Source organism: Companilactobacillus allii, from assembly GCF_001971585.1.
Classification (GTDB): domain Bacteria; phylum Bacillota; class Bacilli; order Lactobacillales; family Lactobacillaceae; genus Companilactobacillus; species Companilactobacillus allii.
Map to the genome: position 1 here is coordinate 2,428,303 of NZ_CP019323.1, position 22,143 is coordinate 2,450,445.

The 22,143-nt window shown below is 34.0% G+C and carries 22 protein-coding genes; 5 read left to right on the top strand and 17 right to left on the bottom strand.

The window, feature by feature from the left end:
• Nucleotides 1–3: 3 nt before the first annotated feature.
• The 8 genes from BTM29_RS12045 to BTM29_RS12080 all read right to left on the bottom strand — a co-directional run bounded on the left by BTM29_RS12045 (nucleotide 4) and on the right by BTM29_RS12080 (nucleotide 6,542).
• Nucleotides 4–807 (bottom strand): Cof-type HAD-IIB family hydrolase, encoded by an 804-nt coding sequence (locus BTM29_RS12045; protein ID WP_076618332.1) that lies wholly within the window; start codon nucleotides 805–807, stop codon nucleotides 4–6.
• Nucleotides 808–815: 8 nt separating this feature from the next.
• Nucleotides 816–1,643, bottom strand: a complete 828-nt coding sequence (locus tag BTM29_RS12050) for an AraC family transcriptional regulator (RefSeq protein WP_083685998.1) — start codon at nucleotides 1,641–1,643, stop codon at nucleotides 816–818.
• Complete coding sequence (locus tag BTM29_RS12055; protein ID WP_076618339.1) at nucleotides 1,643–2,251, bottom strand: sugar O-acetyltransferase; 609 nt, start codon at nucleotides 2,249–2,251, stop codon at nucleotides 1,643–1,645. Before BTM29_RS12055 ends, BTM29_RS12050 begins: the two co-directional genes overlap by 1 nt.
• Nucleotides 2,252–2,447: 196 nt before the next feature.
• Nucleotides 2,448–3,554, bottom strand: coding sequence for an NADH-dependent flavin oxidoreductase (locus BTM29_RS12060; protein ID WP_076618342.1), 1,107 nt, complete (start codon nucleotides 3,552–3,554; stop codon nucleotides 2,448–2,450).
• Between the two features lie 63 nt (nucleotides 3,555–3,617).
• A complete protein-coding gene (locus tag BTM29_RS12065; protein WP_076618345.1) occupies nucleotides 3,618–3,980 on the bottom strand; it encodes a MarR family winged helix-turn-helix transcriptional regulator in 363 nt (120 codons plus the stop codon).
• A gap of 77 nt (nucleotides 3,981–4,057) precedes the next feature.
• Entirely contained in the window at nucleotides 4,058–5,257 is a 1,200-nt protein-coding gene (locus BTM29_RS12070) for an MFS transporter (RefSeq protein ID WP_225972210.1), read from the bottom strand.
• A gap of 38 nt (nucleotides 5,258–5,295) precedes the next feature.
• On the bottom strand, nucleotides 5,296–5,862 hold the full coding sequence (locus BTM29_RS12075) for a cob(I)yrinic acid a,c-diamide adenosyltransferase (protein WP_076618348.1): 567 nt from the start codon (nucleotides 5,860–5,862) through the stop codon (nucleotides 5,296–5,298).
• Entirely contained in the window at nucleotides 5,862–6,542 is a 681-nt protein-coding gene (locus tag BTM29_RS12080) for an ECF transporter S component family protein (protein WP_076618351.1), read from the bottom strand. Before BTM29_RS12080 ends, BTM29_RS12075 begins: the two co-directional genes overlap by 1 nt.
• A 208-nt stretch (nucleotides 6,543–6,750) precedes the next feature.
• Between BTM29_RS12080 and BTM29_RS12085 the strand changes: the two genes are divergently transcribed.
• On the top strand, nucleotides 6,751–7,470 hold the full coding sequence (locus tag BTM29_RS12085; RefSeq protein ID WP_076618355.1) for an MIP/aquaporin family protein: 720 nt from the start codon (nucleotides 6,751–6,753) through the stop codon (nucleotides 7,468–7,470).
• Here the strand turns inward: BTM29_RS12085 and BTM29_RS12090 are convergent.
• Together BTM29_RS12090 and BTM29_RS12095 are read right to left on the bottom strand one after the other, a co-directional pair.
• A complete protein-coding gene (locus tag BTM29_RS12090; RefSeq protein WP_076618358.1) occupies nucleotides 7,456–9,063 on the bottom strand; it encodes an ABC transporter ATP-binding protein in 1,608 nt (535 codons plus the stop codon). The two genes, BTM29_RS12085 and BTM29_RS12090, sit on opposite strands and share 15 nt — an antisense overlap.
• Nucleotides 8,997–9,656: an energy-coupling factor transporter transmembrane component T family protein gene (locus BTM29_RS12095; protein WP_192844193.1), complete on the bottom strand. Its 660-nt coding sequence runs from the start codon at nucleotides 9,654–9,656 to the stop codon at nucleotides 8,997–8,999. Before BTM29_RS12095 ends, BTM29_RS12090 begins: the two co-directional genes overlap by 67 nt.
• Nucleotides 9,657–9,765: 109 nt before the next feature.
• Here BTM29_RS12095 and BTM29_RS12905 point away from each other — a divergent pair, with 109 nt between their 5' ends.
• Entirely contained in the window at nucleotides 9,766–9,906 is a 141-nt protein-coding gene (locus tag BTM29_RS12905; RefSeq protein WP_192844194.1) for a hypothetical protein, read from the top strand.
• A gap of 172 nt (nucleotides 9,907–10,078) precedes the next feature.
• On the top strand, nucleotides 10,079–10,459 hold the full coding sequence (locus BTM29_RS12100) for a DUF4430 domain-containing protein (RefSeq protein ID WP_076618364.1): 381 nt from the start codon (nucleotides 10,079–10,081) through the stop codon (nucleotides 10,457–10,459).
• A 132-nt stretch (nucleotides 10,460–10,591) separates the two neighbouring features.
• Here the strand turns inward: BTM29_RS12100 and BTM29_RS12105 are convergent, their stop codons facing one another.
• Both BTM29_RS12105 and BTM29_RS12110 read right to left on the bottom strand, forming a co-directional pair.
• Nucleotides 10,592–12,232, bottom strand: a complete 1,641-nt coding sequence (locus BTM29_RS12105) for an IS1182 family transposase (protein WP_076618368.1) — start codon at nucleotides 12,230–12,232, stop codon at nucleotides 10,592–10,594.
• A 210-nt stretch (nucleotides 12,233–12,442) separates the two neighbouring features.
• Nucleotides 12,443–13,792 carry an NCS2 family permease gene (locus tag BTM29_RS12110; protein WP_076618372.1) on the bottom strand — a complete coding sequence of 450 codons (1,350 nt, stop codon included), beginning with the start codon at nucleotides 13,790–13,792 and terminating at the stop codon, nucleotides 12,443–12,445.
• Nucleotides 13,793–14,499: 707 nt separating this feature from the next.
• On the opposite strand from BTM29_RS12110, the gene BTM29_RS12115 reads away from it, so the two are divergent.
• A complete protein-coding gene (locus BTM29_RS12115; protein WP_076618375.1) occupies nucleotides 14,500–16,209 on the top strand; it encodes a DUF6792 domain-containing protein in 1,710 nt (569 codons plus the stop codon).
• 66 nt (nucleotides 16,210–16,275) lie between these two features.
• Nucleotides 16,276–16,872, top strand: a complete 597-nt coding sequence (locus BTM29_RS12120; protein WP_076618380.1) for a TMEM175 family protein — start codon at nucleotides 16,276–16,278, stop codon at nucleotides 16,870–16,872.
• 64 nt (nucleotides 16,873–16,936) lie between these two features.
• Here the strand turns inward: BTM29_RS12120 and BTM29_RS12125 are convergent, their stop codons facing one another.
• The 5 genes from BTM29_RS12125 to BTM29_RS12145 all read right to left on the bottom strand — a co-directional run bounded on the left by BTM29_RS12125 (nucleotide 16,937) and on the right by BTM29_RS12145 (nucleotide 22,099).
• Entirely contained in the window at nucleotides 16,937–17,299 is a 363-nt protein-coding gene (locus BTM29_RS12125) for a DUF4430 domain-containing protein (RefSeq protein ID WP_076618383.1), read from the bottom strand.
• A gap of 414 nt (nucleotides 17,300–17,713) precedes the next feature.
• Nucleotides 17,714–18,322: a TetR/AcrR family transcriptional regulator gene (locus BTM29_RS12130; RefSeq protein ID WP_076618386.1), complete on the bottom strand. Its 609-nt coding sequence runs from the start codon at nucleotides 18,320–18,322 to the stop codon at nucleotides 17,714–17,716.
• Between the two features lie 12 nt (nucleotides 18,323–18,334).
• A complete protein-coding gene (locus BTM29_RS12135; protein ID WP_083685999.1) occupies nucleotides 18,335–19,726 on the bottom strand; it encodes an Nramp family divalent metal transporter in 1,392 nt (463 codons plus the stop codon).
• Nucleotides 19,727–19,979: 253 nt separating this feature from the next.
• On the bottom strand, nucleotides 19,980–20,597 hold the full coding sequence (locus tag BTM29_RS12140; protein WP_076618389.1) for a L,D-transpeptidase: 618 nt from the start codon (nucleotides 20,595–20,597) through the stop codon (nucleotides 19,980–19,982).
• 161 nt (nucleotides 20,598–20,758) lie between these two features.
• Entirely contained in the window at nucleotides 20,759–22,099 is a 1,341-nt protein-coding gene (locus BTM29_RS12145; RefSeq protein WP_076618392.1) for a glucose-6-phosphate isomerase, read from the bottom strand.
• Nucleotides 22,100–22,143 lie beyond the last annotated feature (44 nt).

The following is a 22,143-nucleotide window of genomic DNA, read 5'->3' on the forward strand; positions in this document are numbered from 1 at the left end:
ATACTATTCCTCATTTTCCAAAATATTTTTTAAATAACTAATAACACCTTGGTTATTATTACTTTCTGTTCCAGTATCCGCAATATTCTTAACTAATTGAGAAGCATTCTCCATTGCTATTCCGTTACCCACATATTGGAGCATTTCAATGTCATTACCACCATCACCAAAGGCACACATCTCTTCAGGTTTAATATTAAGTTCCTTGCCTAACTTACTTAGTCCAGCAGCCTTATTCATCCCTGGTTGAATAATATCAATAGATCCATTGCCACCAGATACAGGTGTTCCAATACCTTGTAACTTTTCAGTTAATTCTGATACTAGATTATTTGTCGCATCATCTGGACAGTTGGAGGCAAATTTAAGAATCTCATCTTCAACATTTTCAAACTTATCGATTCGTTTCAAATGAGTGTAATAATGATTAACTTGGTTAAACCATTCGTCTGATACATTACTCAATACATATGCACTCTTTTTACCACATGCAACCATATCTAAGTCTTTAATTTGAGACGTTACCTCGATAACTTTTAAATAAGCTTCACAATCAAAATGAGAAGTCCAATATTCTTTGTCTTCACCAGCTATCAAGGCTCCATTTTCAGATACAAAAATAGTTTTTGGATACTCTGTAAAAAATGATTGTAGTTGATAATATTGATTGCCACTTGCAACAACAAATTGAATATTTCTTTGTTCCATCAATTGATAAACTTCTTTGAATGCGGACTCATCATATGTACCATGGTCATTTAAAAATGTTCCATCCATATCAGTCGCGACTAATTTTAATTCTGTCATAATTATCCTCACTTATACATTTTTCTATATCGAAATGGTGTAACATGTTTCCAATTTTTGAAACTATTAATAAATGTCTTTGAATTAGAAAATCCACAATCTATTGCTATATATTCAACTGTCTGATTACCGTTCAATAATTTCTTTTGAGCATTTAACAGTCGTATCATCGTGATATACTTTCCAACCGACATTGAAATATTCTTGTTGAACTGACGATTCAAAGTTGTTAAGGAAGTATTGAATTCCTTTGCCAATTTTAAGCCAGTTATAGGCTCACGAAATCGATTGTTAATCTGAACAGTGACGCTGTCTACCAAGTTTTCATTGGCTGACTCATCTATTCTAGGAACTCGTTTGGTAAAGTCTTGAATCAAAATGGCAAGAATTAGATACACTATACCTGTCATTTTCAATTCAATTGTTTTTTCCGGAATTATAGTTAATTGATATAGTTCTCGTAAATATTCTTGTAGTTTTCTATAATCATTTGGGTGTGACAAATTGGTAATATTATTGACAACAAACTTATGCTCACTAATCTGTGGATAAATTTTCTTCAGAAATCCATAATCAATGATCAAACCAAGCTCTAACCAACGATCTTCACTTACCAAATGTGCTTCGTGCACAACTCGTGAATTAGTTACCCACATATCACCTTGGTGGTAGTGTGTGGTTTTACCATTCTCCCTAAATTCTAAGTCATCATCAGAAATCAGATAATTTATCTCTATACCCTGATGCCAATGTGGTGAAACGTTGATGCCACGACCTTTATGTACATAATATTTGAAAGGTTCACCGTCAGATTCTTCTTTTCTGATTTGCATCATTAGTTCTCAAAGTATCTAGCTTTTTCGCGTTCCCAATACTTACGATCATTATCGTTGATCTCACGTAATACGCGACAAGGATTACCAACTGCTACTGAATTATCAGGAATATCTTTGGTTACCACGGAACCAGAACCAATAACCACGCCACTACCTATTGTTACACCAGGATTTATGATTGCACCTGCCCCGATCCATACGTTATCGCCAATCACTATCGGTTTGCCATACTCTAATTGTTCATTTCTGATATCTGCAACTATAGGATGTGCTGCAGTATATAATCCAACTCGTGGTGCCAACATGACGTTGTTACCAATCGTTATTGGAGCAATATCCAAAAAGATACAATCATAATTGGCATAGAAGTTCTCACCGATCGTTGTATTTGTTCCATAATCTATATGAAATGGTGGTTCAACATAAACACTTTCTCCAGTTTTGGCAAATAATTCCTTCAATATATTTGTTCGTAATTCTCCATCTTCTTCGGTCGTGTTATTCAATAGTCTGGATAATCTTTTACCGTGATGTGATTCTTTAGCCAACTCTGGGTCATTAGCAATGTATAAATCGCCCGCTATCATTTTTTCCTTTTGAGAACGCATATTTATGTCCCTTCCATTAATTATTAATTAAAAACGTTTACAATAACGATATTAACATTTATTGGTACCAATAACGACTGGTTTTGAAAGGCAAAATTCCTTTTTTTGTGCAAAAAAAATGTGACATAACAAGTTCCTACTACAAATTCGAGTAGAAATAAGTTATATCACATTTTCTTTATAACAACATTAAAAGCTATTTGACTATCCTATCTGGCATCATACCAGTTAGAAATCCCCAAGTACCATTACTTATCTGATAAGTATCTTGGTCCATTTTTGATAGCTTACGATTAATTAAATCCTCTTGATTCGTTAATACTTTACCAACAAAATGTGGATCAAGTAACATTTGTTTACCCACACCGACTAGTTCAGCATTTTCTAATACTTCATCTGCTTGTTTCTTACCACGTACATCACCAACGCCAATAAGTGGTACTCGACCGTTAATTTGATCATGAATATATGCAAGTATTGGCTTATCGTTATAGTCATCACTTACCGAAATACGATTGTAGTCATTTTCTGACAGATGCAAATAATCTAGTGGCTTATCAGATAACTTATCAACCAACCACATCGTATCTGACATACGAATACCGGGGGTTTCATATTCTTCAGGTGAGAATCTATACCCAACTATGAAATTCTTAACGTCTGATTTATCAACAACACTTATCACACCATCAACCAATTCATCAATAAACTGATAGCGTTTTTCAAGGCTACCACCCCACTTGTCATCTCGACGATTAGAATTGGGTGAGAAAAATTGTTGAATTATATAAGTATTAGCTCCATGTAACTCCACACCATCAAATCCAGCGTCAATAGCACGTTGAGTAGCCTTTTTAAAATTCTCGATCAATTCTTTTATTTCATTTTCTTCCATAGCTCTAGGAACTTGAGAATCCTTTCGTTGTGCACTAACTGCACTAGCAGATACAGGTTGTACTCCATGTAATACACCAGAATTAGTCATTCTTCCGGCATGAAAAATCTGAAGAATTGCTTTTGTGCCATTTTTCTTAATATTAGCAGCCAATTTAGCAAGTCCGGGAATGAATTGATCATCAGAAACACTTAGTTCACCATCCCAACCCTTACCATCATCTTGTACATTGGCGGCACCAGTAATAATTGCACCAACCTCACCAGCACGTGATCCATAATAACTTACCTCATCATTAGTTACTGTTCCATCATAGAAGCTCATTTTTGTGGTCATCGGTGGCATAATAAATCGGTTCTTTAATGTTAATCCACGTCTAAATGTTAACTCATCAGTGATTTTTGTCATTTGTATTACCTTCTTATTATAATTGTATGCACATGCATGTATTATAATATTCCAATAATCACTTTAATGCAACTCACGTTTTAAAATATCAACGACCATTGGTTGGTATCTATTCAATGTTTCTTCACCCTTTTGGGTCAAGCTGACATATATTCCCCTTTTGTCATCATCACAGGTACTGCGTTTAATAACACCACATTCTTTTGCCTCTAAGCGAGTGATCATTCTAGACATAGCGCTTTGACTCAGACCAATATCAGATTGTAAATCCTGTAATCTTAATTTCCTATTATCCTCAAGATCCAAAAAATACAGTACATAGAATTCATTTAGCGATAACAAATCTCCAATATTGGATAATTCATTTTCTATTTGTCTTTGTTTCCCAATAAAATCAAACCATTTTTCAATATTTTTATCTTTCATCTTTTCTCTTCCTATCGTGACTCTTAATTATCGTACAAAAAAAGTGCCACCGTCAAGTGACACACTTTGAAATATTATTAATCTTTCACTAACAATGAAATAAAAGCTCCAATGAGTAGTGAAACTGCCATGAAAATGAATGCTACTGAGAAATTACCACCAGCATTATTAACTAATGCACCAATCAATAATGGCGCAATAAATCCACCCAATGTACCACCGGTACCAACAATACCAGAAGCTGATCCGATAATTTCTTCAGGGAAGATCTTCTGTGGCCACGAAGCTGTTGCGGCAAATGTTGAAACAATAAACATCCCACTCAAAGCAACACAGATAACGGCCACAATTATATTAGTAGAAATAATCAATCCACCAATACCCAATGCTGCCAAAATAGCTGATGTGATAATGAATTGCTTTTGCTTACCAACAAACACTCTGGTCAAAATAATTCCTGTACCTAAACTACCAATGATTTGTAAGATAGCACTGACCGCCATAATTGCACCAGCCTGAGCTACTGTTAAATCAAATGTCTCAGTTAAATAACTTGGCATCCAAGACATTGCACCATAAGTAACGACATTTTCTAGTAATAAAATTATAAAAATTAAAATAACACTAGGATTTTTAAGAGTTTGACTTAGTGGCATCTTTTCTTGTACAGACTCTTCAGTTTTAACTACGGCTTGATCATTTGGCAACATGAACAATACACACAAGAACGCAACAACGAATAGTGTTCCCAGCATATAATATCCGTATCTCCAATGCCATTCGATCACATTAGCACCCAGCGTATAAGCAAGAATTCCACCAATACCAGTCGTGGTTAGAATTCCTGATTGAGCTAGGACTCTTTGATGAGGTTCAAAATTCTCAGCAATTGCCTTTGAGGTTGAAGGTGGATACCCTCCATGACCTAATCCTGCTAAAAATCTAATCCCGACAAACATAAACAATGAACCAACGATTCCGAATAAATAAGATGTAACAGCAATACTTATAAGTGAAAAGAGCAATACTTTCTTCGCACCAACTTTATCTGCTAACCATCCTCCAGGAATTTGCATACATGAATATGCCAAGAAAAAAGCACTCATTATCAATCCAGTTTGTGTGGTATTCAAACTAAACTGCTTGGCAATTGGAATTACAGCCGTTGAAATCATGGTCTTATCCATATAGACCATTGTATAACCTATCATCAACGCAGCAATGACTTTACTATTCTTACCAGACATTTTAGGTTTTGTAGATTTTACATCTTCCATTGTGACATCACCCTTCTACATAATCTCCTATTATCAGTCTATCTAAATACTGGCTTACTATTACGATACTGCACATCACTAACGCCTTCAAGAACATTTGCGTATCTTGCTGCAGCAAAGAAATAATCAGATAATCTATTGATAAACTTCAAAACCACTGGATTAATTGGTTCATCTTGCATTAAATCCACAATTTGTCGCTCTGAGCGTCTAGTTACGGTTCTTGCAACATGAAGATATGATGCCGAAACTGAGCCCCCAGGCAAAATAAACTTTTGAACCTTAGGAGTTGCATCAGAATACTCGTCAATCTTCTTTTCCAACCAATCGGTTGGTTCTTCACTGTTAAAGATATAATCATGTTTCTTATCATCTTCTGGAGTTGCCAAATCAGTCCCACAATCAAACAATAATTGTTGGATCTCTTGTAACTCATCTTTGAAGATAGCTGTTTTATCCGTCAAACTAGCACAGATAAGACCAACCAATGAATTCAATTCATCCACTGTTCCATATGCATCAATTCGTTTATCTGACTTATAAAGTACATTATTCCCGATAATTCTTGTTTGACCCTTATCACCAGTTCTAGTATAAATTTTCATTATTTTGTTCCTCTCAAAAATAAATTATATTTCTTTTTATAATTATTGAATATCTTAATCCAACGCTTGCCAACTAGTAACAATAATACTGCCGTGAATACAGCATGTATTAAATCAAAGTAGAAACTTCCCAATAGAGATATTCCGACGCTCTTAAAGGTGATCGGACTTACAAATCCAATAATATAATAAATATCCATGATCCATCCCATTAAGAAACCTGCTAAAAATCCCCAAATCGTCAAGATCCAAACTGGAATCTTTTTATTGGCCATCATCCCAGAAATTAATCCAATGATTCCCAAAGCAAACATTTGCCATGGAGTCCAAGCGCCTTGTCCAAAATACATATTAGAAGTTATTGCTATTATTGTACCCATTAAAAATCCCGTTTCCGGACCACTAACCATCGCACCAAGAATCAAAATGAATAATTCTGGTTTAACTGAGGGTAATGCAGCAAATAAAACACGTCCTCCCACTGCCAAAGCACAGATGATAGCAATAAATACAATTTCTCGGGACGTCTTTTGAGAGTGTTCAAATTTTATGAAATAAACACACAATGTTAATCCTAAGAAAATGAATGACAGCAGTAAATAATTGCCTTTATCCAAAATCGTCAATAAAATCAAAATAATGATTGAAACTGCTAAAAGTAAACCCGATTTCCTACTCAAAATACTTCCTCCATAATCAATTAAAAATGACGATACTCTATAGTGTAATGTAATTTATTAGTTTTTTTCTAAAAAGCTCCATAAAAATAGTAATTAATTCAGCAACTATGTATAATACTTATAAATGATAGCGATTCCACTAAATTGGCAATCATATCATTTATCATTACAATATAATGCAATTATTTGCACAAAGGGGTGTTTTTTTATGCAGGATAGCTTATCTTTGCAATTATTAGGTGAATTCATCGGAACGTTGATTCTGGTTTTGCTTGGTGATGGGGTTGTCGCAGCAGTTAGTCTAAAAAAATCAAAAGCTGAAGGTGCCGGTTGGATAGCAATTGCACTTGGATGGGGACTTGCGGTAACACTTGGTGTTTATTGTTCAGGATTTTTGAGTCCCGCACATCTTAATCCAGCTGTAACACTTGGTATGGCAATCGCTGGATTATTCCCATGGTCATCAGTTATTCCTTATATTATCGCACAAATGTTAGGTGCAATCGTTGGGGCCGCTCTGGTTTGGGTCAACTACTATCCACATTGGAAAGAAACCAAAGATGCCGATACTATCCGTGGAGTTTTCGCTACTGGACCTGCTATAAGAAACTATCCAATGAACTTCATAAGTGAATTCATTGGAACATTCATCTTAGTCTTCGCATTACTAGCATTCACACGTGGTAAGTTTACTGACGGATTGAATCCAATGGTTGTTGGTGTACTAATCACGTCAATCGGATTTTCACTTGGTGGTACAACTGGTTATGCAATTAATCCCGCCAGAGATTTGGGACCAAGAATTGCTCACCAATTATTACCTATCGCTAACAAGGGGGATTCTGATTGGTCATATAGCTGGGTTCCTATATTAGGACCACTTGCTGGTGGTGCTGTTGGTGCACTTTTGTATCTACTTATTCCTTAGTAAATTATTCCAAGTTAAAGCATCCGGGAAACTATCCCTGGATGCTTTATTTATTTCTGTTGTATAAAAGAACTTATCCTTAAAGAATTCTATTGGGTATTTAAAATCACTCAATTTACCATCAAACATCATCGATACATAATCAAAAGTTGTAGCGAAAACTAAATCATGACTATTCGCAAAAACAACTCCACCTTTTAAAAGATACTCGTCTATTAAATCCTGCAATTTTATGATCATATTGGGATCTAGTCCTTTAGTTGGTTCATCTAAGAATAAAATTTCTGGATTCTTTATTAAGCCAAGAACTAATGCTAAGAATTCCTGTTGCCCCCCACTCAAGTCATATGGACTAATATCTTTTAACGTCAAAAGGTCGTATCGTTCCAGAAGGGATTTTACTTGTTGTGAGGTTTCTTTTGGGTTATTTTGTTTCATTTGAAACTCTACTTCACCAAATACCGTATCAGATACGAATAATAAGGCTGGGTTCTGTGGTAAGACAAACATTTTCTTATAAATATCAGTATTGGTATTTCTTACAATCTTATTATCAAGAAGTATCTTCCCAGTTTGTTGTTTTAACTGTTGAGTGATTACTCTTACTAACGTTGATTTACCAACTCCATTAGGTCCAACTATGCAGTAAGAATTACCCTTTTTCAGTTGGAAACTTACCTTATCAATTATTTCTTTCGACTCAAAATTGAATCTAAAAGATAAGTTTTTGACATTTAATACTTCGTCAAACTCCTTATTTTCTCGTGATTTATCACTATATTGAATTAATTTTTTATTCTTATTCAAAATTGTACTGAATTGTCGATTATTTATTGGTAACTTGATATCTTCGTTAAAATTCAATTCTTTATATGATCTATCAATCTGTGGCAAATAGTTCCGATAAAAAGTGTCGTGGAATATTTTATTTAAAGATTCATCGATATTTTCATCCAACACAATGTAACCATCTTCAATTATTGCCAATCGATTGGCGAAAAAAACATTCTTCTCTAATGAATGTTCCACTAAAATGATGGTTACATTTAATTCAGAATTGATTTTATGGATCATTTGCATCAACTTATCAGATGCAATCGGGTCTAACTGCGAAGTTGGTTCATCTAATAGCAAAATATCTGGATTCACTATCAAAGCCGAAGCCAGATTGATAAGTTGCTTTTGTCCTCCTGAAAGTTCTGCTTCTTTCAAATCTAATAGCTCGATAATCCCAAAATAACTGGAAATTTCTGCAATTTTTATATGACGCTGATCAATGGAATATCCCATATTTTCGAGAATAAAATTGAATTCATCCCTAGCACATTCAGTTATCATCTGATTATCAACAAATTGTGAAATATAGGAAATACTCTTATCAGAAGTTTTACATTCCAAAGAACCACTTGTAATATCACCTACAACCAACTCCGGTTTGATTTGTTTAAGTAAAGTACTCTTCCCACTACCCGTTCTACCAATTAGAAGTAATAAATCCCCTTTATTGATTGTTAGATCAACTTTATTTAACGAAAGTTTTTCGCTGTTGGAATATTTGAAGCTGTAATCTTTGAAACGTACCATTTCCACCATAAATACTGTGATCCTCCTATCAAAATGGGCATTATTATCATAATAAAGTTTATCAAACTAATAATTATGATTTTCTTATCCATAAGTATATTAACTGTCGCAGATCCAAAACTGACCTTTCCTAAATTTAAAAAGGCCATTATTATATTAAACACAACCGTGAGTAAACTGACTATAAATAAGACATAATCAGACTTGCTACTATTGATTCTTTGCTTAACTTTATCTCGATTATTGTAACCTTTGGTAATTAAAACATCTGATACATTCATAAAATTGGCAATTGCTTTATTCAGAACTATTTCTACAATATTCATTTGCTTTTTAATTTTATTTTTTCCTATATTATTAGTATTTCGAAATTTATATAAATAATTAGTACTTTCAAATATTTCAATTATCCTTGGAATAAACTTTATTGTGAGAATAAAGACTATTGCAATACTTTGTAAACTCCTAGACATTAAATCAAAAATTATCTTAACATTAGTAAGTGCATCATAAATATAAAATGCCAATAGCAGATTAACAAACGAAAATGCCAATATTCCAGCATTTAACAGTGATTCATTAGTTATTTTGATAAATGGCATCTGGAAAATAATATTTGTCCCTCGTTGATTGATGATTAAATTAAAAAGAAGTGTTGTTACAAAGATTATTGAAGTAAATTTCATATAACTTTTTAATTTATTTATTGTAGTGAATATTATTACGATCAATAAAGAAATAAAGATTGCTAGAATAATTATCGGATTATTGAATATAAGAGACGAGACGATCACTGACACCAAATACATTAATATTGAGAAACTATTCGTTGATTGTTTAAAACCAGAATAAATTTTTTTCATCTGTCAATAATCTCCCTTCCACTACTAACTAGCACATCTAAGAATAACACAACGTGAAAGTATAATCGTTTACAAAAAAGTCTTATATATCGATAAACAGATTCTCTGATATAATTAGAAACCGTTGAACAAATTTGATACATGAGGGAGTATTTATTATCATGAAAAAAAGAATTACCATATTGTTAATGTCATTGTTATTACTTGTTGGTGTTATTGCACCAGCTGCTACAACAACTGCAGATGCAAAAACAAATAATATCAAAGTAACTTATGTTTTAAAAAAGAATAAGAAACAAATTGCTAAAAAAACTGTTTCTTTAAAAAAGAACTCTACAGTTATGACTGGTGTCAAAAAGGGCTTTAAAGTAACTCAAAAAGACGGATTCATCTCAGCTATCAATGGTAAGAAACAAAATAACAAAAAGAAAATTTACTGGACTTTCACTGTTAATGGTAAAAAAGTTAACGTTGGTGCTGACAAGAAGAAATTAAAGAACAAGGACAAAGTTACATTCACACTTGCTAAATATAACGGATAATTTTGTAGTGAAAACGCGTGCCAAAACACAATTTTCTCCTTATAAGCCTAAAAAGGTGCTGTAACTTAACTATTTTTCTACTCAAACTTGCAGTGAAAACGCGTGCCAAAACACAATTTTCTCCTTATAAGCCTAAAAGGAGCTTGTGACAAAACTCCATAAAAAATAAGACCAGAACTTGGAAATCCGAAGATTTCCTGTTCTGGTCCTTTTGTTTTTTAAAGAAAAAGCCATTCTTTTGGCTAGTTTTCCCATATTCATTGCCATTAAGGCTAATCCCATTTGGCTTTTGACTTTATCAGTTCCACGAACCGTGAACCTGGTAAAATGCAAATAAGCCTTAAGGTGTCCAAAAACCGGTTCTACATCGATTTTTCGTTGGGCATATATTTTTGCCCCAACTTTACCATAAAGCTTCTCTCGTTCATGTGCTTTGAAATATTCCCATTCAGAATTAATATAAATATATCTGACACCTCCACTTTTATTAAATGCCGCATCAATTATTTCTTGATTCTCATCTTTTGATTCGGCTTTATAACAACGAAACTGTCTTTTAAATTTATATTTATCGGTTCTAATAGTAACTCTTAGAAAGTTGAATCTAACACCGTTGGGATCAATGTAATAATCATCGATATCATGGTAGTCCCAGTTTAGAACTTTCTTTTCATCTGATTTCCATTTACGACTATTTTCCTTGAGCATCGTACCGTAAGGAATCAAGGAAGTTTGGTCTAGTAATTCATCTTCAATATATCTGTAGTTAGATTCTGAACCATATCCTGCATCAGCCACTATGAAACGTCCTAAAACTCGGTGGGTCTCCAGAGTTTTGAGGAATGGAATCAAGGTACGAGTATCGGTTGGATTCCAGAACAGATCATAATCCAAGGTAAATTGATTACTAGTGGCAATCTGTAGGTTATATCCAGGTTTCAGTTGTCCGTTTTGCATTGGGTCTTCTTTGACTCGCATGAATGTAGCGTCATGGTCAGTTTTTGAAAAGCTATTACGTTCACCAAAAATCTTCATATCTTCTGAATATTTATCATGCTTCTCACTGATATGTTTTGTCTTGTTTAACTTGGATTTCATTATTCTCCGCACCCGCTTCGCAGGGTTAGGAGAGATTTTCTTGGTTTCTTCTACTTTTAAATCCAATTGTTCAATTCGTTCTTCTAACTTAGCAATAGTCAAATCTAAATTATCATAGTCCATGGGTAATGATTCTGAAAAGGCAGTGGTTTCAACTTCTTTTATTTCATTTAGAATGACTTCAGCTTTTTCGCGGTTTAAATCATCATAATGAATGATTTTCTTCTTCCAGACAAACGAATATTTATTGGCATTCGCCAAAATCTTGGTCCCATCAATAAATACACAATCGTCAATCAAGTTATGTTCAACTAAAAAGCTACGCATAGATTCAAAACTTGATTGAATCATCTCCATAGCTTCGTCGGAAACTATAAAGCGTGCAATTGTGCGATATGAAGGAACGTGTTCTTGAGTCAACCAACGTGCATAGATATTCTCGCGAGCTTCTCGCTCAATTTGGCGACAAGTGTAGCGACCTCTAAGATATGAAAATAGTACTAATTTTAGGACGGCCCGCAAATCATATTCACGCGGACGTCCTGTCTCATAACTATCGTGAAACTCAATAGATTCCACTAATTCATTGATATAATACGCTTCGTGATCTTTCTCTGGAATAAATTCGATTGCCATATTTAAACTTGTCTGATTTATGTTATAATTATTGAACATAATTTGGAACATCCTTTCGAGGGTGATTTCGTGGAGTATCGGTGTTCGGACCGGTGCTCTTTTTTTATTATTCTTTTATTATACAAGAAGAGCCTTCATACGGAAACCGAACGTTTCTGTATGAAGGCTCTTTTAATGTAGAGTTATGTCACAAGCTCCTTTTAGGCTTATAAACGAAAACTGAACGTGTTTTGTCACGCTCTAATAATATTAACTATGTGGCAATACATTAATAATATAAAGTAACAAAGCAAAAACAAAGAATAATCCGTACATAATACCATTAACTTCTTTTCTTCTACCTGCAGCGATCATTGTCAGTGGATAGGCCAAGAATCCAAAGGCAATACCATAAGTAATGTTATATGTTAGTGGCATTGCTAGAACTGTTAAGAATGCTGGCAAAGCTATCTCAAACTTCTCCCAATGAATTCCCTTCATTGACTGTGCCATTAACGCCCCAACGATAATCAACACTGGTGCTGTAACGTTTGATGTAACAACTGTCAATAATGGTGAAAAGAACATCGAAATTGCAAAGAATACCCCGACTACAACAGAGGTCAATCCAGTTCTACCACCTACGGCAATACCAGCACTTGATTCAACATATGCAGTTGGTGGAGTTGTACCAAATACTGCACCACTCACCATTGAAATTGAATCGGCCATCAAAGCGCGTCCAATTCTAGGCATCTTACCGTCTTTCATAATGCTTGCTTGTTCGGCAAGTCCAATCAAAGTACCAGCTGTATCAAAAAATGCTACTAATAGGAAAATAATAACAACAGCCCACATTTGTGGTTGATGAATTATATCTCCAATATGCATTACACCCACACCAAATGTAGGTTTCAAACTAGGAATACCTGAAACGATTTGTTTAGGCATTGGTATTAACTTTGTAACTAATCCAGCAATGGTTGTAAATACCATACCGATGAAAATAGCTCCTGGAACCTTTTTGCACATAAGACCAGCTGTAACGATCAACCCAGCAATCGTTAATAAAGTAGTTGGTGTCGTAAATGATCCAATCTCTACTAATGATGACTTACTTGCTTGAATTAACCCACCACCTTGTAATCCTACAAAGGCAATAAATAATCCTAATCCTGCCGATACGGCAAGTTTTAAATCCTGCGGAATTGAATTAATAACTAATTCACGCAACTTCAATAATGAAACAATTAAGAAAATAATACTGGCAATGAAAACACCGGCCATAGCTGTTTGCCATGGAATCCCCATTGCAATAACAACTGAATAACTAAAAAATGCATTATCACCAAGTCCTGGTGCAATGGCAATTGGATAATTAGCCAATATTCCCATCAAGACAGACCCAACAACCGCAGTCAAGGCAGTTGCTGTGAATAGTGAACCCTTATCCATTCCTGAATCCCCTAGTACTTGTGGGTTAACAAACAAAATATATGCCATAGATACAAATGTTGTTAATCCCGCTAATATCTCACGTCTAACAGACGTGTTAGCTTCTTTGAGATGAAATAAACGTTCCAAAAAGCTTAGATTCTTTCCATCATTTAATGATTCCAATATAAACGCCCCTAATCAATACTTTTTTCACGAACTTATATAGTATTACAAAGATTAAATGATTTTTCAATAGAAATATAAACATTTTTAAAATTATTTCTTTTATAGTTCGTGTTTTACACTATATTTCTTGTTTATTCCACCTTTTAAATCAATTGTCAACTAGTAAAAGTATTGTAATCCCAAAAATAATTTCATTTTCAAAATAAAAAAGGATACCATTTTCAATATATTACCAATCAAAACACGAACTTTGAGATTGATTTATCCATATAAGAATAAAAAATAAGTAGACATCCACTTACGTGAATATCTACTTATTTTGCATTATGCTAGAAAACTGAACGCGTTTTGTCGCACTCTGTTACATTAATTTATACTTTTTCAAGATTTTTTAAATTTTCCACAGCTTCTTGTATCGTTCTACCGTTTCCAAAAACATTCGAATTATGATTACTTACAGATGTGAATAATTGATCTTTGGTATCAAGTAAAATATGATAACCTTTCACAATTATTCACCTTCTTTCATGAACCTTAATTAGGAATCATCATGTGATTTCAAAATATAGAATCTCTATACAAGTACAGCATAGCACGTTTACAGCAACTTACAAATATGAAGTACTATCTTGAAATAATGGAAGAATTACACTTTATTATAATTATTTTGTTACACTGAATATAAAGAAATAAGAGGTGATTTTATGAAAGAGTTACTGAAATCATTAGATAAGTTAAACAAAATATACGATCAATTTGAGCTATTGAATTTCCGCGCTCATAAAGTTTTACCACTCACCTTTAACAAGGAAGATTCCAAAGAGTTATTGCGTCAAAATAAGCGACTTTACTTTAGTTATTCATATTTAAACAAGGAAAAAATACGACTGACCAATCATATTCTTTCACAGACAGTCAATCTAAAAGATCCTCTTTTTAAACAAAATAAAATGCTTCATCCAAAGTTAATCGATAAAGCATTAAAGCTGAAGAACATTGATCAATCACATGACAAGGACACTTTGGAGATTCCAAATAGAAATCGTAAAATCAATAAATTAAAACAATTGATTGCCATGATTCAGGATGAGGATATTGGATTATGTCAAAATTACTTAACTCAAATGAATGTTCTTATTTATCAAAGTAAACCACATTTATTTGACGAAAGACAAAAGCCATATCAATCACAAGAATTATTACAAAATATAGATTTTAGAACCAAAATCATGCAATTTGATTACGACAGATACTTATTTGAAGAATTCACACCTGAAGACTTCTTGGATTATTTAATCTTCAAAAAGGTTCAACGACATACTACTTATATCCGTTCTTATGATGCAAAGGAACTGATACCTGAGGCTTCTGACTCTGGATTCTCTGGTATTGCATATGAGATAGAAATTGACGGAATTCGTGAATGCTATGTTACTTTCAAAGGTACAGAGGCAGATATGGATTACACGCAACGGTCTCGTAGTAAGCGACTGGAGAAGTTCTTACTTGAAGGTTTCAAAGATTGGAATTATAACGTTAATGCCATATTAGTCGGCAATGACACTGAGAATCGTCAAATGTTTGCTGCTAGAGACTTTATCAAGTATATCCAAGATAATATTCAAGATAAATGTGCTCTGTATGGATTGGGTCACTCTCTAGGAGGACATTTTGTTCAGACTCTACAACTTACCGATGATTGCTTCAAAGCGGGCTACACGCTTAATTCTGCCCCAATAAACTTGAAGCAAGTTAAGTTGATACAGCCTGATTTATTCGATACTGATACTTGGGATAAATTATTGAAACTTACTGCAGATAAGACAACTAATATGTCGCCTAATAATGAAATAAAGCGCTTATTACCTCGTGAATATCCTGAAATAATCAATGAAAGTTTTGAACAAGATTTGACACAAGTATTTTACGAGATACCTTCTACCATTTGGCTTGGTAAAAAACTAGAGTATAACTTGAACAATTGGAAGTATCCTTTTAAGAATCATTTGGCTTCGTATTTAAGTAATGACGAGATTTATTCTTATCAACACTTTTTTGAACAACTCTTTGCATTTTTGCAAGATTCAACAACTGGACCTCAATTGATGCGTAATACATTAGGATTCATTCGTGCCAGAGTTAAGATATTGCATGAGGATATAGAAAAGCCTGAAACTTCCGACTTTTTCTACGATTACTCCAATTATCTGTATCAATCTGGAATTTTCTTAGATCAACCACAACAGCTCACAGAGAAATTCAATCAAGAACCCAACACAATGTGGAAATCATCACGCCTTGAGTGGCCATTTATAAAGAGTCTCAATATGGATATGATGGAATTATCCGTTTATTTTCATATCATTTCAGGAGTCAAGTATTTCTTGAATAGAAAACCTAATGTAATTGACTAAATCTTCTTCCTATTAGAGGAACACTTCTTTATACTTGAAATATTATTTCAAAAGGGAAGTGTTTCTTTGAATAAATCACGAGTTGAAGCATTTACGGATGCAGTACTTGCAATTATTTTGACCATCATGATTCTAGAATTCAAAACACCAGAATCATTTGAATTAAAAGCAATCACTTTACAAATACCATACTTGATTTCTTATGCAGTAGGATATTTGTTCATAGGTGTAGCTTGGTATAATCATCACTATATGTTTTCTAAAACAAAACTAGTAACCAAAAGGATTTATTGGGCAAATAATTTCTGGATGTTTTCAACTTCATTTTTACCTGTAGCAACTTCATGGATTGGTGAAGATTTGAATGCTCAGGGACCACAAATTTTTTATGCCATTATTTATACTATCTGGTCAGCTTCTTATATCCTACTTAGTTATCTAATTGCCAAAGATAATGATGAACAGGGCTACAAAAATGTGGCTAAAAGTATTCGGCAAATGAAAATCTATCGATATTTAACCAATTGGAAATATTTGCTTATCCAAACAATAGTTTTAATTATTATTTTAATATACTTACCAGTATTACAAATCGTACTGGTTCTGTGGCAAATAATCTTTATTGGTTCACGGACTAATCCCGATAGCGATAAATTATTCTAAAAAAAAATAAAGAATCCCGGATTTATATATCCAGAATTCTTTATTTTTTTACTTAATATTCAATCTATTTCTTAGAAAGTGTAAATGTAATCTTGTCGTTATTAGCAACTTTTACCTTAGATGCCTTCTTTGTTTCTTTCTTGCCATTGATCTTATATGTCCATTTTTGGTTCTTTCCAGCTTTACAGTTGTCAATTGAAGTTATCATTGAATCTTTTTCTTTAACTGTCCAAGCTTTCTTTAATCCAGCGAGAACTGTTGTATTTTTACTGAGCTTGCAAGTCTTCTTAGCGACCTGTTTGCTACCATCTTTTACAGTATAAGTTACTGAAACCTTATCAGTAGCAGCATTGGCTGTAGTTAATGGTGCGGCTAGACCAACTAATAATGCTAGTGCGAATACAATCGCTATTAATCTTTTTTTCATTTGTAAATCCTCCTATAAATAGATAACTTACATACATCGCTGTATATAATTTATCTTTTTTGATTACAAAAAGAAGTATAAATATAATTTTTTTGTTTTTCAACGATTATGTTTAAACATGTTTCGTATGATGTTATTTATTTTACTTTATAAAAGATTGTAAACCGTTGGTATACATAGATTTGTCACTGATCCATGGCAAGATTATCATCAAAATCAAAAGACAAATTGTACCTATTTTGGAATTTATATCCTACTAAAAGCGAAAAATTGTGGGTCGTGACAAACTTCATTTCTGACGAAAACGTGCGCCAAAACACAATTTTCCCCATATAAGTCCAAAAACCGATATTCACTTACGTGATTACCGGCTTTTGGACTTATAAACGAAAACTGAACGTATTTTGTCACACTCTATACACCAATCAACTGCATCAATAAGTGTATTTCAGATTCAGTAGCTTGTTTAACTTCATTATTTATAACTTTATTATTCTTCAAAACTAATTCATCATAGAGTGACTTTTGAATTATTGAAACTATAATACCAGTTGCATCTTCAAAATCACTTTTTACAATCTTGAGTTGACCAACAATTGTATCTAACTCTTTAGCCAACTTAGTTTGGACATTACCCAAAACCTCAATTAACCAATCTGATTGACTGTCTGATAGTAAGGGACGTTCGCGGATAGTAATCATAAAGGAGCGATAGCTATCTTCATCCTCAAATATCAAGCAAATCCTCTCATAAAGATTAATGATCTGTTTCTCAAGTTCTGGGACAGATTTAACCTCTGTAAACCAGTCATCAATTACTACAGTCCTGCTTTCAATACCTTGGTGAACGATCGTATCCAATATTTCTCGCTTACCTTTAGGGAAGTAATAATACAATGAACCATCAGAGATTCCGACATCCCGACTGATCTCTCTAGTTGTAGTGGCCTCAAAACCTTGTTCAGAAAATAGCCCCTGTGCGACTTTTACTATCTTTTCTTTTTGAAGTTCGCTTTTTTCCATTAGTTCACCTCACTATGCTTCTACGATAGTTTGAACAATTAAATATACATTCAAAATTATCAAGACAATGGTTGCAAACCAAGCACAATACTTGACCCACTTCCTATTTTTGAACTGTCCCATTATCTTCTCATCACTCGTGAAAAGAACCAACGGGATAATCGCAAATGGTAAGGCAACACTTAAGAATACTTGTGAGAATGTAAGTAAATTCTCGATTTTTGCTTCATTATCGTGATAATAAACAGCGAAAATCAAAACTGGGGTAACTGATAGAAGTCTTGTCAATAGACGCTGTGCCCACAAAGGCATCTTTAATCTAATGAAACCTTCCATAATTATCTGACCTGAAAGTGTTCCTGTGATTGTTGAACTTTGACCTGATGACAATAAGGCAACGGCGAACAACATACTTAAGATTGGACTGGCAATAGCACCAACAACTTGTTTATTACTTAAGGCATTAAACAAATCAACGAAACGGCCAAGTTCACTATTTGTACCATAGAACAACGCAGCACCTAATATCAAAAGCAAACTGTTAACAATAAATGCTAGGAACAATTGAATATTTGAATCAATTGTCGAAAATTTAATAGCTTTAGCAATATCTTTGTTATCTTCACGATTAACTTTTCTAGTTTGGGAAATTGATGAACCTAAATACAAGTCATGAGGCATAACTGTAGCACCAACGATACCAAGGGACAAATATAACATTCCGTTATTAGTAATAATACTGCTCTGTGGGAAATATCCATTGATAATCCCTGTAACACTTGGTTTTGCTAGGAATACTTCATATAAGAACACTAACAAAATAACTGAAACAAGTGTTGCGACAATTGCTTCAATCTTACGAAATCCTAACTTCATTAGTAGAAGCAGAATCAAAACATCAGCTGCTGTGATCAATATACCAACGATCAACGGTATGTTGAATAACAACTTAATAGCAATACCAGAACCGATGATCTCGGCAATATCAGTTGCCATAATAGCGAGTTCAGCTATTACCCAAAGAATCAATCCACCAGTCTTAGAAGTCTTTTCTCTAGTTAACTGAGCTAGATCCTTCCCTGTTACAATTCCAAGTTTGGCTGCCATAGATTGCAACAACATAGCAATCAAACTTGAGATAAGTACGACTGACAAAAGTGTGTATTTATATTGAGCACCACCGGCGATTGAAGTTATCCAGTTTCCTGGATCCATGTAACCCACAGCAATCAAAATACCAGGACCAGTGTAAGTCATCAATGTTCTCCAGAAGCCAGCACCTTCTGGAACCTCAATACTACCATTGATCTCATCCAAACTCTTATTATCTGCAGAACTAGAACTCACAAGCTTATTGCGCTTTGAAGTTGTTTCGTTCTCTTCTACATCACTACCATCATTCATAGTAGTACCTCTTTTCTATTGATTTAGAAATTCGGCGATATATTATCATTTTATAACTTATGATGTTATCTCCGTATTTTTTACAGTTATTGAGCACACGATTAAGTCATACAGCACTTATAATTTCAATAATAATGAATAATTTGAGCGTGCGCTCAATTGACCATTGATATAGTATCATGATTTACAGAAAAAAAAAAACCATTTTCTTGTAAAACAACAAAATGGTTTGAATTATTTAAAAAAATTATGTCTATTTAACAACAACTTTCATTCCATCAGGAACAGAGGTATTGACCCACTTAGCATCGGGGATAGTCAATCTAACACAACCATGACTCGACCGTTCACCAAGCTTATGGGCTTCATTTTCATCATACTTACCTTCTTTATCTGTTGGCACACTGTGAAACAAGTAAACTCCCAAATCTTTGAAGGAAGTCCAGTAATTGGCACCTTCTTTTGATTCAGGATTGTAAAATGAATCGCCACGATTTTGAATATGAAAGACCCCTTTAGGCGTTGGTGATTCTTTCGTACCTGTAGCAGCATTCATAATATACAAGTTGCTGTCCTTACCATCCTTGATATATACCTTTTGATCCTCAATAGATACCTCAATATAAGCATCTTTATACTTATCCAAATCTGGATAATCCTTCTTTTCAGATGGATGTTTCCATTGATTGAGTTTTTCTTTCTTAATGGCTAATTCTTTTTTATGTATTTTAGCTGCCTTTTGCTTTTCAATCCTTTGTTCAACCGCTACAGACTCAGCTTTTTTGGCATTAACTGAAATAATACCAAATCCAACAGCTATTAAAACAACCACTCCTACAATTATAGAGATCGTCACATTCTTCTTTATCATAAAATCCCCCACGATTTCATGATACTATGCTTTATAACACGGCACAACATACTTTATAATTAAAAAAATAATGCAGAATAAAGTTAATTTTATTTTGCATTATTTGAACAAAAAAAGATGACAACCAATTGGAAGTCATCTTTTCGTATATTATTTTAATTTTATAGTCTTTCGTTCAATTCCTTACCAAGCTTTTCAAATCCAGGCTTGCCAAGTAATGCGAACATGTTCTTCTTGTATGCTTCAACACCTGGTTGGTTAAATGGATTGATTCCATTTAAGTAACCTGAAACGCCAACAGCAATTTCAAAGAAGTAGATCAAATAACCCAATGAAGTTGCGTCTTGTTCTTGAATGTGAACGCTCATTACAGGAACGCCACCGTCAGTATGAGCAAGTACAACACCTTCGTAAGCACGCTTGTTTACGTAGTCCATTGATTTACCTTCAAGATAGCCAAGACCATCAAGATCTTCTTTTTCACTAGGAATTTCCATTTCAAAACGAGGCTTGTCGATGATAACAACTGTTTCCATCAAGTTACGACGTCCTTCTTGGATGTATTGGCCTAATGAGTGAAGGTCAGTTGAGAAGTTAGCTGATGATGGGTAGATACCCTTTTGGTCTTTACCTTCAGATTCACCCATCAATTGCTTCCACCATTCACCGAAGTATTGTAGGTTTGGCTCGTAGTTCTCAAGCAATTCTGTTGTATAACCTTTACGATACAAGATGTTTCTTAGTGCTGCATACTTGTATGCGTCATTTTTTGTCAAATCAGAACTTGAAAAGTCAGTACGTGCTTTGGCAGCACCTTCCATTAACTTATCAATATCAATTCCTGCAACGGCGATTGGTAGTAAACCAACGGCTGTAAGAACTGAGAAACGACCACCGATATCGTCAGGAACAACGAATTCTTCATAGCCTTCAGCGTCTGATTCAGTCTTCAAAGCACCTTTTGCACGATCAGTTGTAGCATAGATACGGCCTTTGGCAGCTTTTTCACCATACTTTTCAACTAACTTAGCCTTCAAAATACGGAAAGCAATTGAAGGTTCTGTAGTTGTTCCTGATTTTGAAATAACGTTGATACTAAAGTCACGATCACCAATAACTTCAAGCAAATCAGCAAGATAGTTTGGAGAAATTGAATTACCTGCAAAGTAAACTTCTGGAACATCTTTGTTATTTTTAACGTTATAGAATGATGAACTTAGAAAATCAATAGCAGCACGGGCACCTAAGTAAGATCCACCAATACCGATTCCAATAAATACTTCTGAATCAGATTGAATCTTTTTAGCAGCCTTTTTAATGCGTGAAAACTCATCTTTATCGTAATCAACTGGAAGGTCGATGAAACCACGGAAGTCAGCACCGGCACCGGTACCCTTACGTAGTTCATCATCAGCAGCAGTTACAAGATTTTGCATTTCGCCGAGTTCGTTATCTTGAACAAACTTACTTAATTTTGAATCATCAAATTTAATATGTGTCATTTTCTCTCCTCCATTTATCCTAAATCTAGATTATCATTCTCAAT

What these genes read in the sequence shown, in the direction of transcription:
- BTM29_RS12045 (WP_076618332.1), bottom strand. Translation starts at nt 807, where the DNA reads ATGACAGAATTAAAATTAGTCGCGACTGATATGGATGGAACATTTTTA.
- BTM29_RS12050 (WP_083685998.1), bottom strand. Translation starts at nt 1,643, where the DNA reads ATGATGCAAATCAGAAAAGAAGAATCTGACGGTGAACCTTTCAAATAT.
- BTM29_RS12055 (WP_076618339.1), bottom strand. Translation starts at nt 2,251, where the DNA reads ATGCGTTCTCAAAAGGAAAAAATGATAGCGGGCGATTTATACATTGCT.
- BTM29_RS12060 (WP_076618342.1), bottom strand. Translation starts at nt 3,554, where the DNA reads ATGACAAAAATCACTGATGAGTTAACATTTAGACGTGGATTAACATTA.
- BTM29_RS12065 (WP_076618345.1), bottom strand. Translation starts at nt 3,980, where the DNA reads ATGAAAGATAAAAATATTGAAAAATGGTTTGATTTTATTGGGAAACAA.
- BTM29_RS12070 (WP_225972210.1), bottom strand. Translation starts at nt 5,257, where the DNA reads ATGGAAGATGTAAAATCTACAAAACCTAAAATGTCTGGTAAGAATAGT.
- BTM29_RS12075 (WP_076618348.1), bottom strand. Translation starts at nt 5,862, where the DNA reads ATGAAAATTTATACTAGAACTGGTGATAAGGGTCAAACAAGAATTATC.
- BTM29_RS12085 (WP_076618355.1), top strand. Translation starts at nt 6,751, where the DNA reads ATGCAGGATAGCTTATCTTTGCAATTATTAGGTGAATTCATCGGAACG.
- BTM29_RS12090 (WP_076618358.1), bottom strand. Translation starts at nt 9,063, where the DNA reads ATGGTGGAAATGGTACGTTTCAAAGATTACAGCTTCAAATATTCCAAC.
- BTM29_RS12095 (WP_192844193.1), bottom strand. Translation starts at nt 9,656, where the DNA reads ATGCCATTTATCAAAATAACTAATGAATCACTGTTAAATGCTGGAATA.
- BTM29_RS12100 (WP_076618364.1), top strand. Translation starts at nt 10,079, where the DNA reads ATGAAAAAAAGAATTACCATATTGTTAATGTCATTGTTATTACTTGTT.
- BTM29_RS12105 (WP_076618368.1), bottom strand. Translation starts at nt 12,232, where the DNA reads ATGTTCAATAATTATAACATAAATCAGACAAGTTTAAATATGGCAATC.
- BTM29_RS12115 (WP_076618375.1), top strand. Translation starts at nt 14,500, where the DNA reads ATGAAAGAGTTACTGAAATCATTAGATAAGTTAAACAAAATATACGAT.
- BTM29_RS12125 (WP_076618383.1), bottom strand. Translation starts at nt 17,299, where the DNA reads ATGAAAAAAAGATTAATAGCGATTGTATTCGCACTAGCATTATTAGTT.
- BTM29_RS12130 (WP_076618386.1), bottom strand. Translation starts at nt 18,322, where the DNA reads ATGGAAAAAAGCGAACTTCAAAAAGAAAAGATAGTAAAAGTCGCACAG.
- BTM29_RS12135 (WP_083685999.1), bottom strand. Translation starts at nt 19,726, where the DNA reads ATGAATGATGGTAGTGATGTAGAAGAGAACGAAACAACTTCAAAGCGC.
- BTM29_RS12140 (WP_076618389.1), bottom strand. Translation starts at nt 20,597, where the DNA reads ATGATAAAGAAGAATGTGACGATCTCTATAATTGTAGGAGTGGTTGTT.
- BTM29_RS12145 (WP_076618392.1), bottom strand. Translation starts at nt 22,099, where the DNA reads ATGACACATATTAAATTTGATGATTCAAAATTAAGTAAGTTTGTTCAA.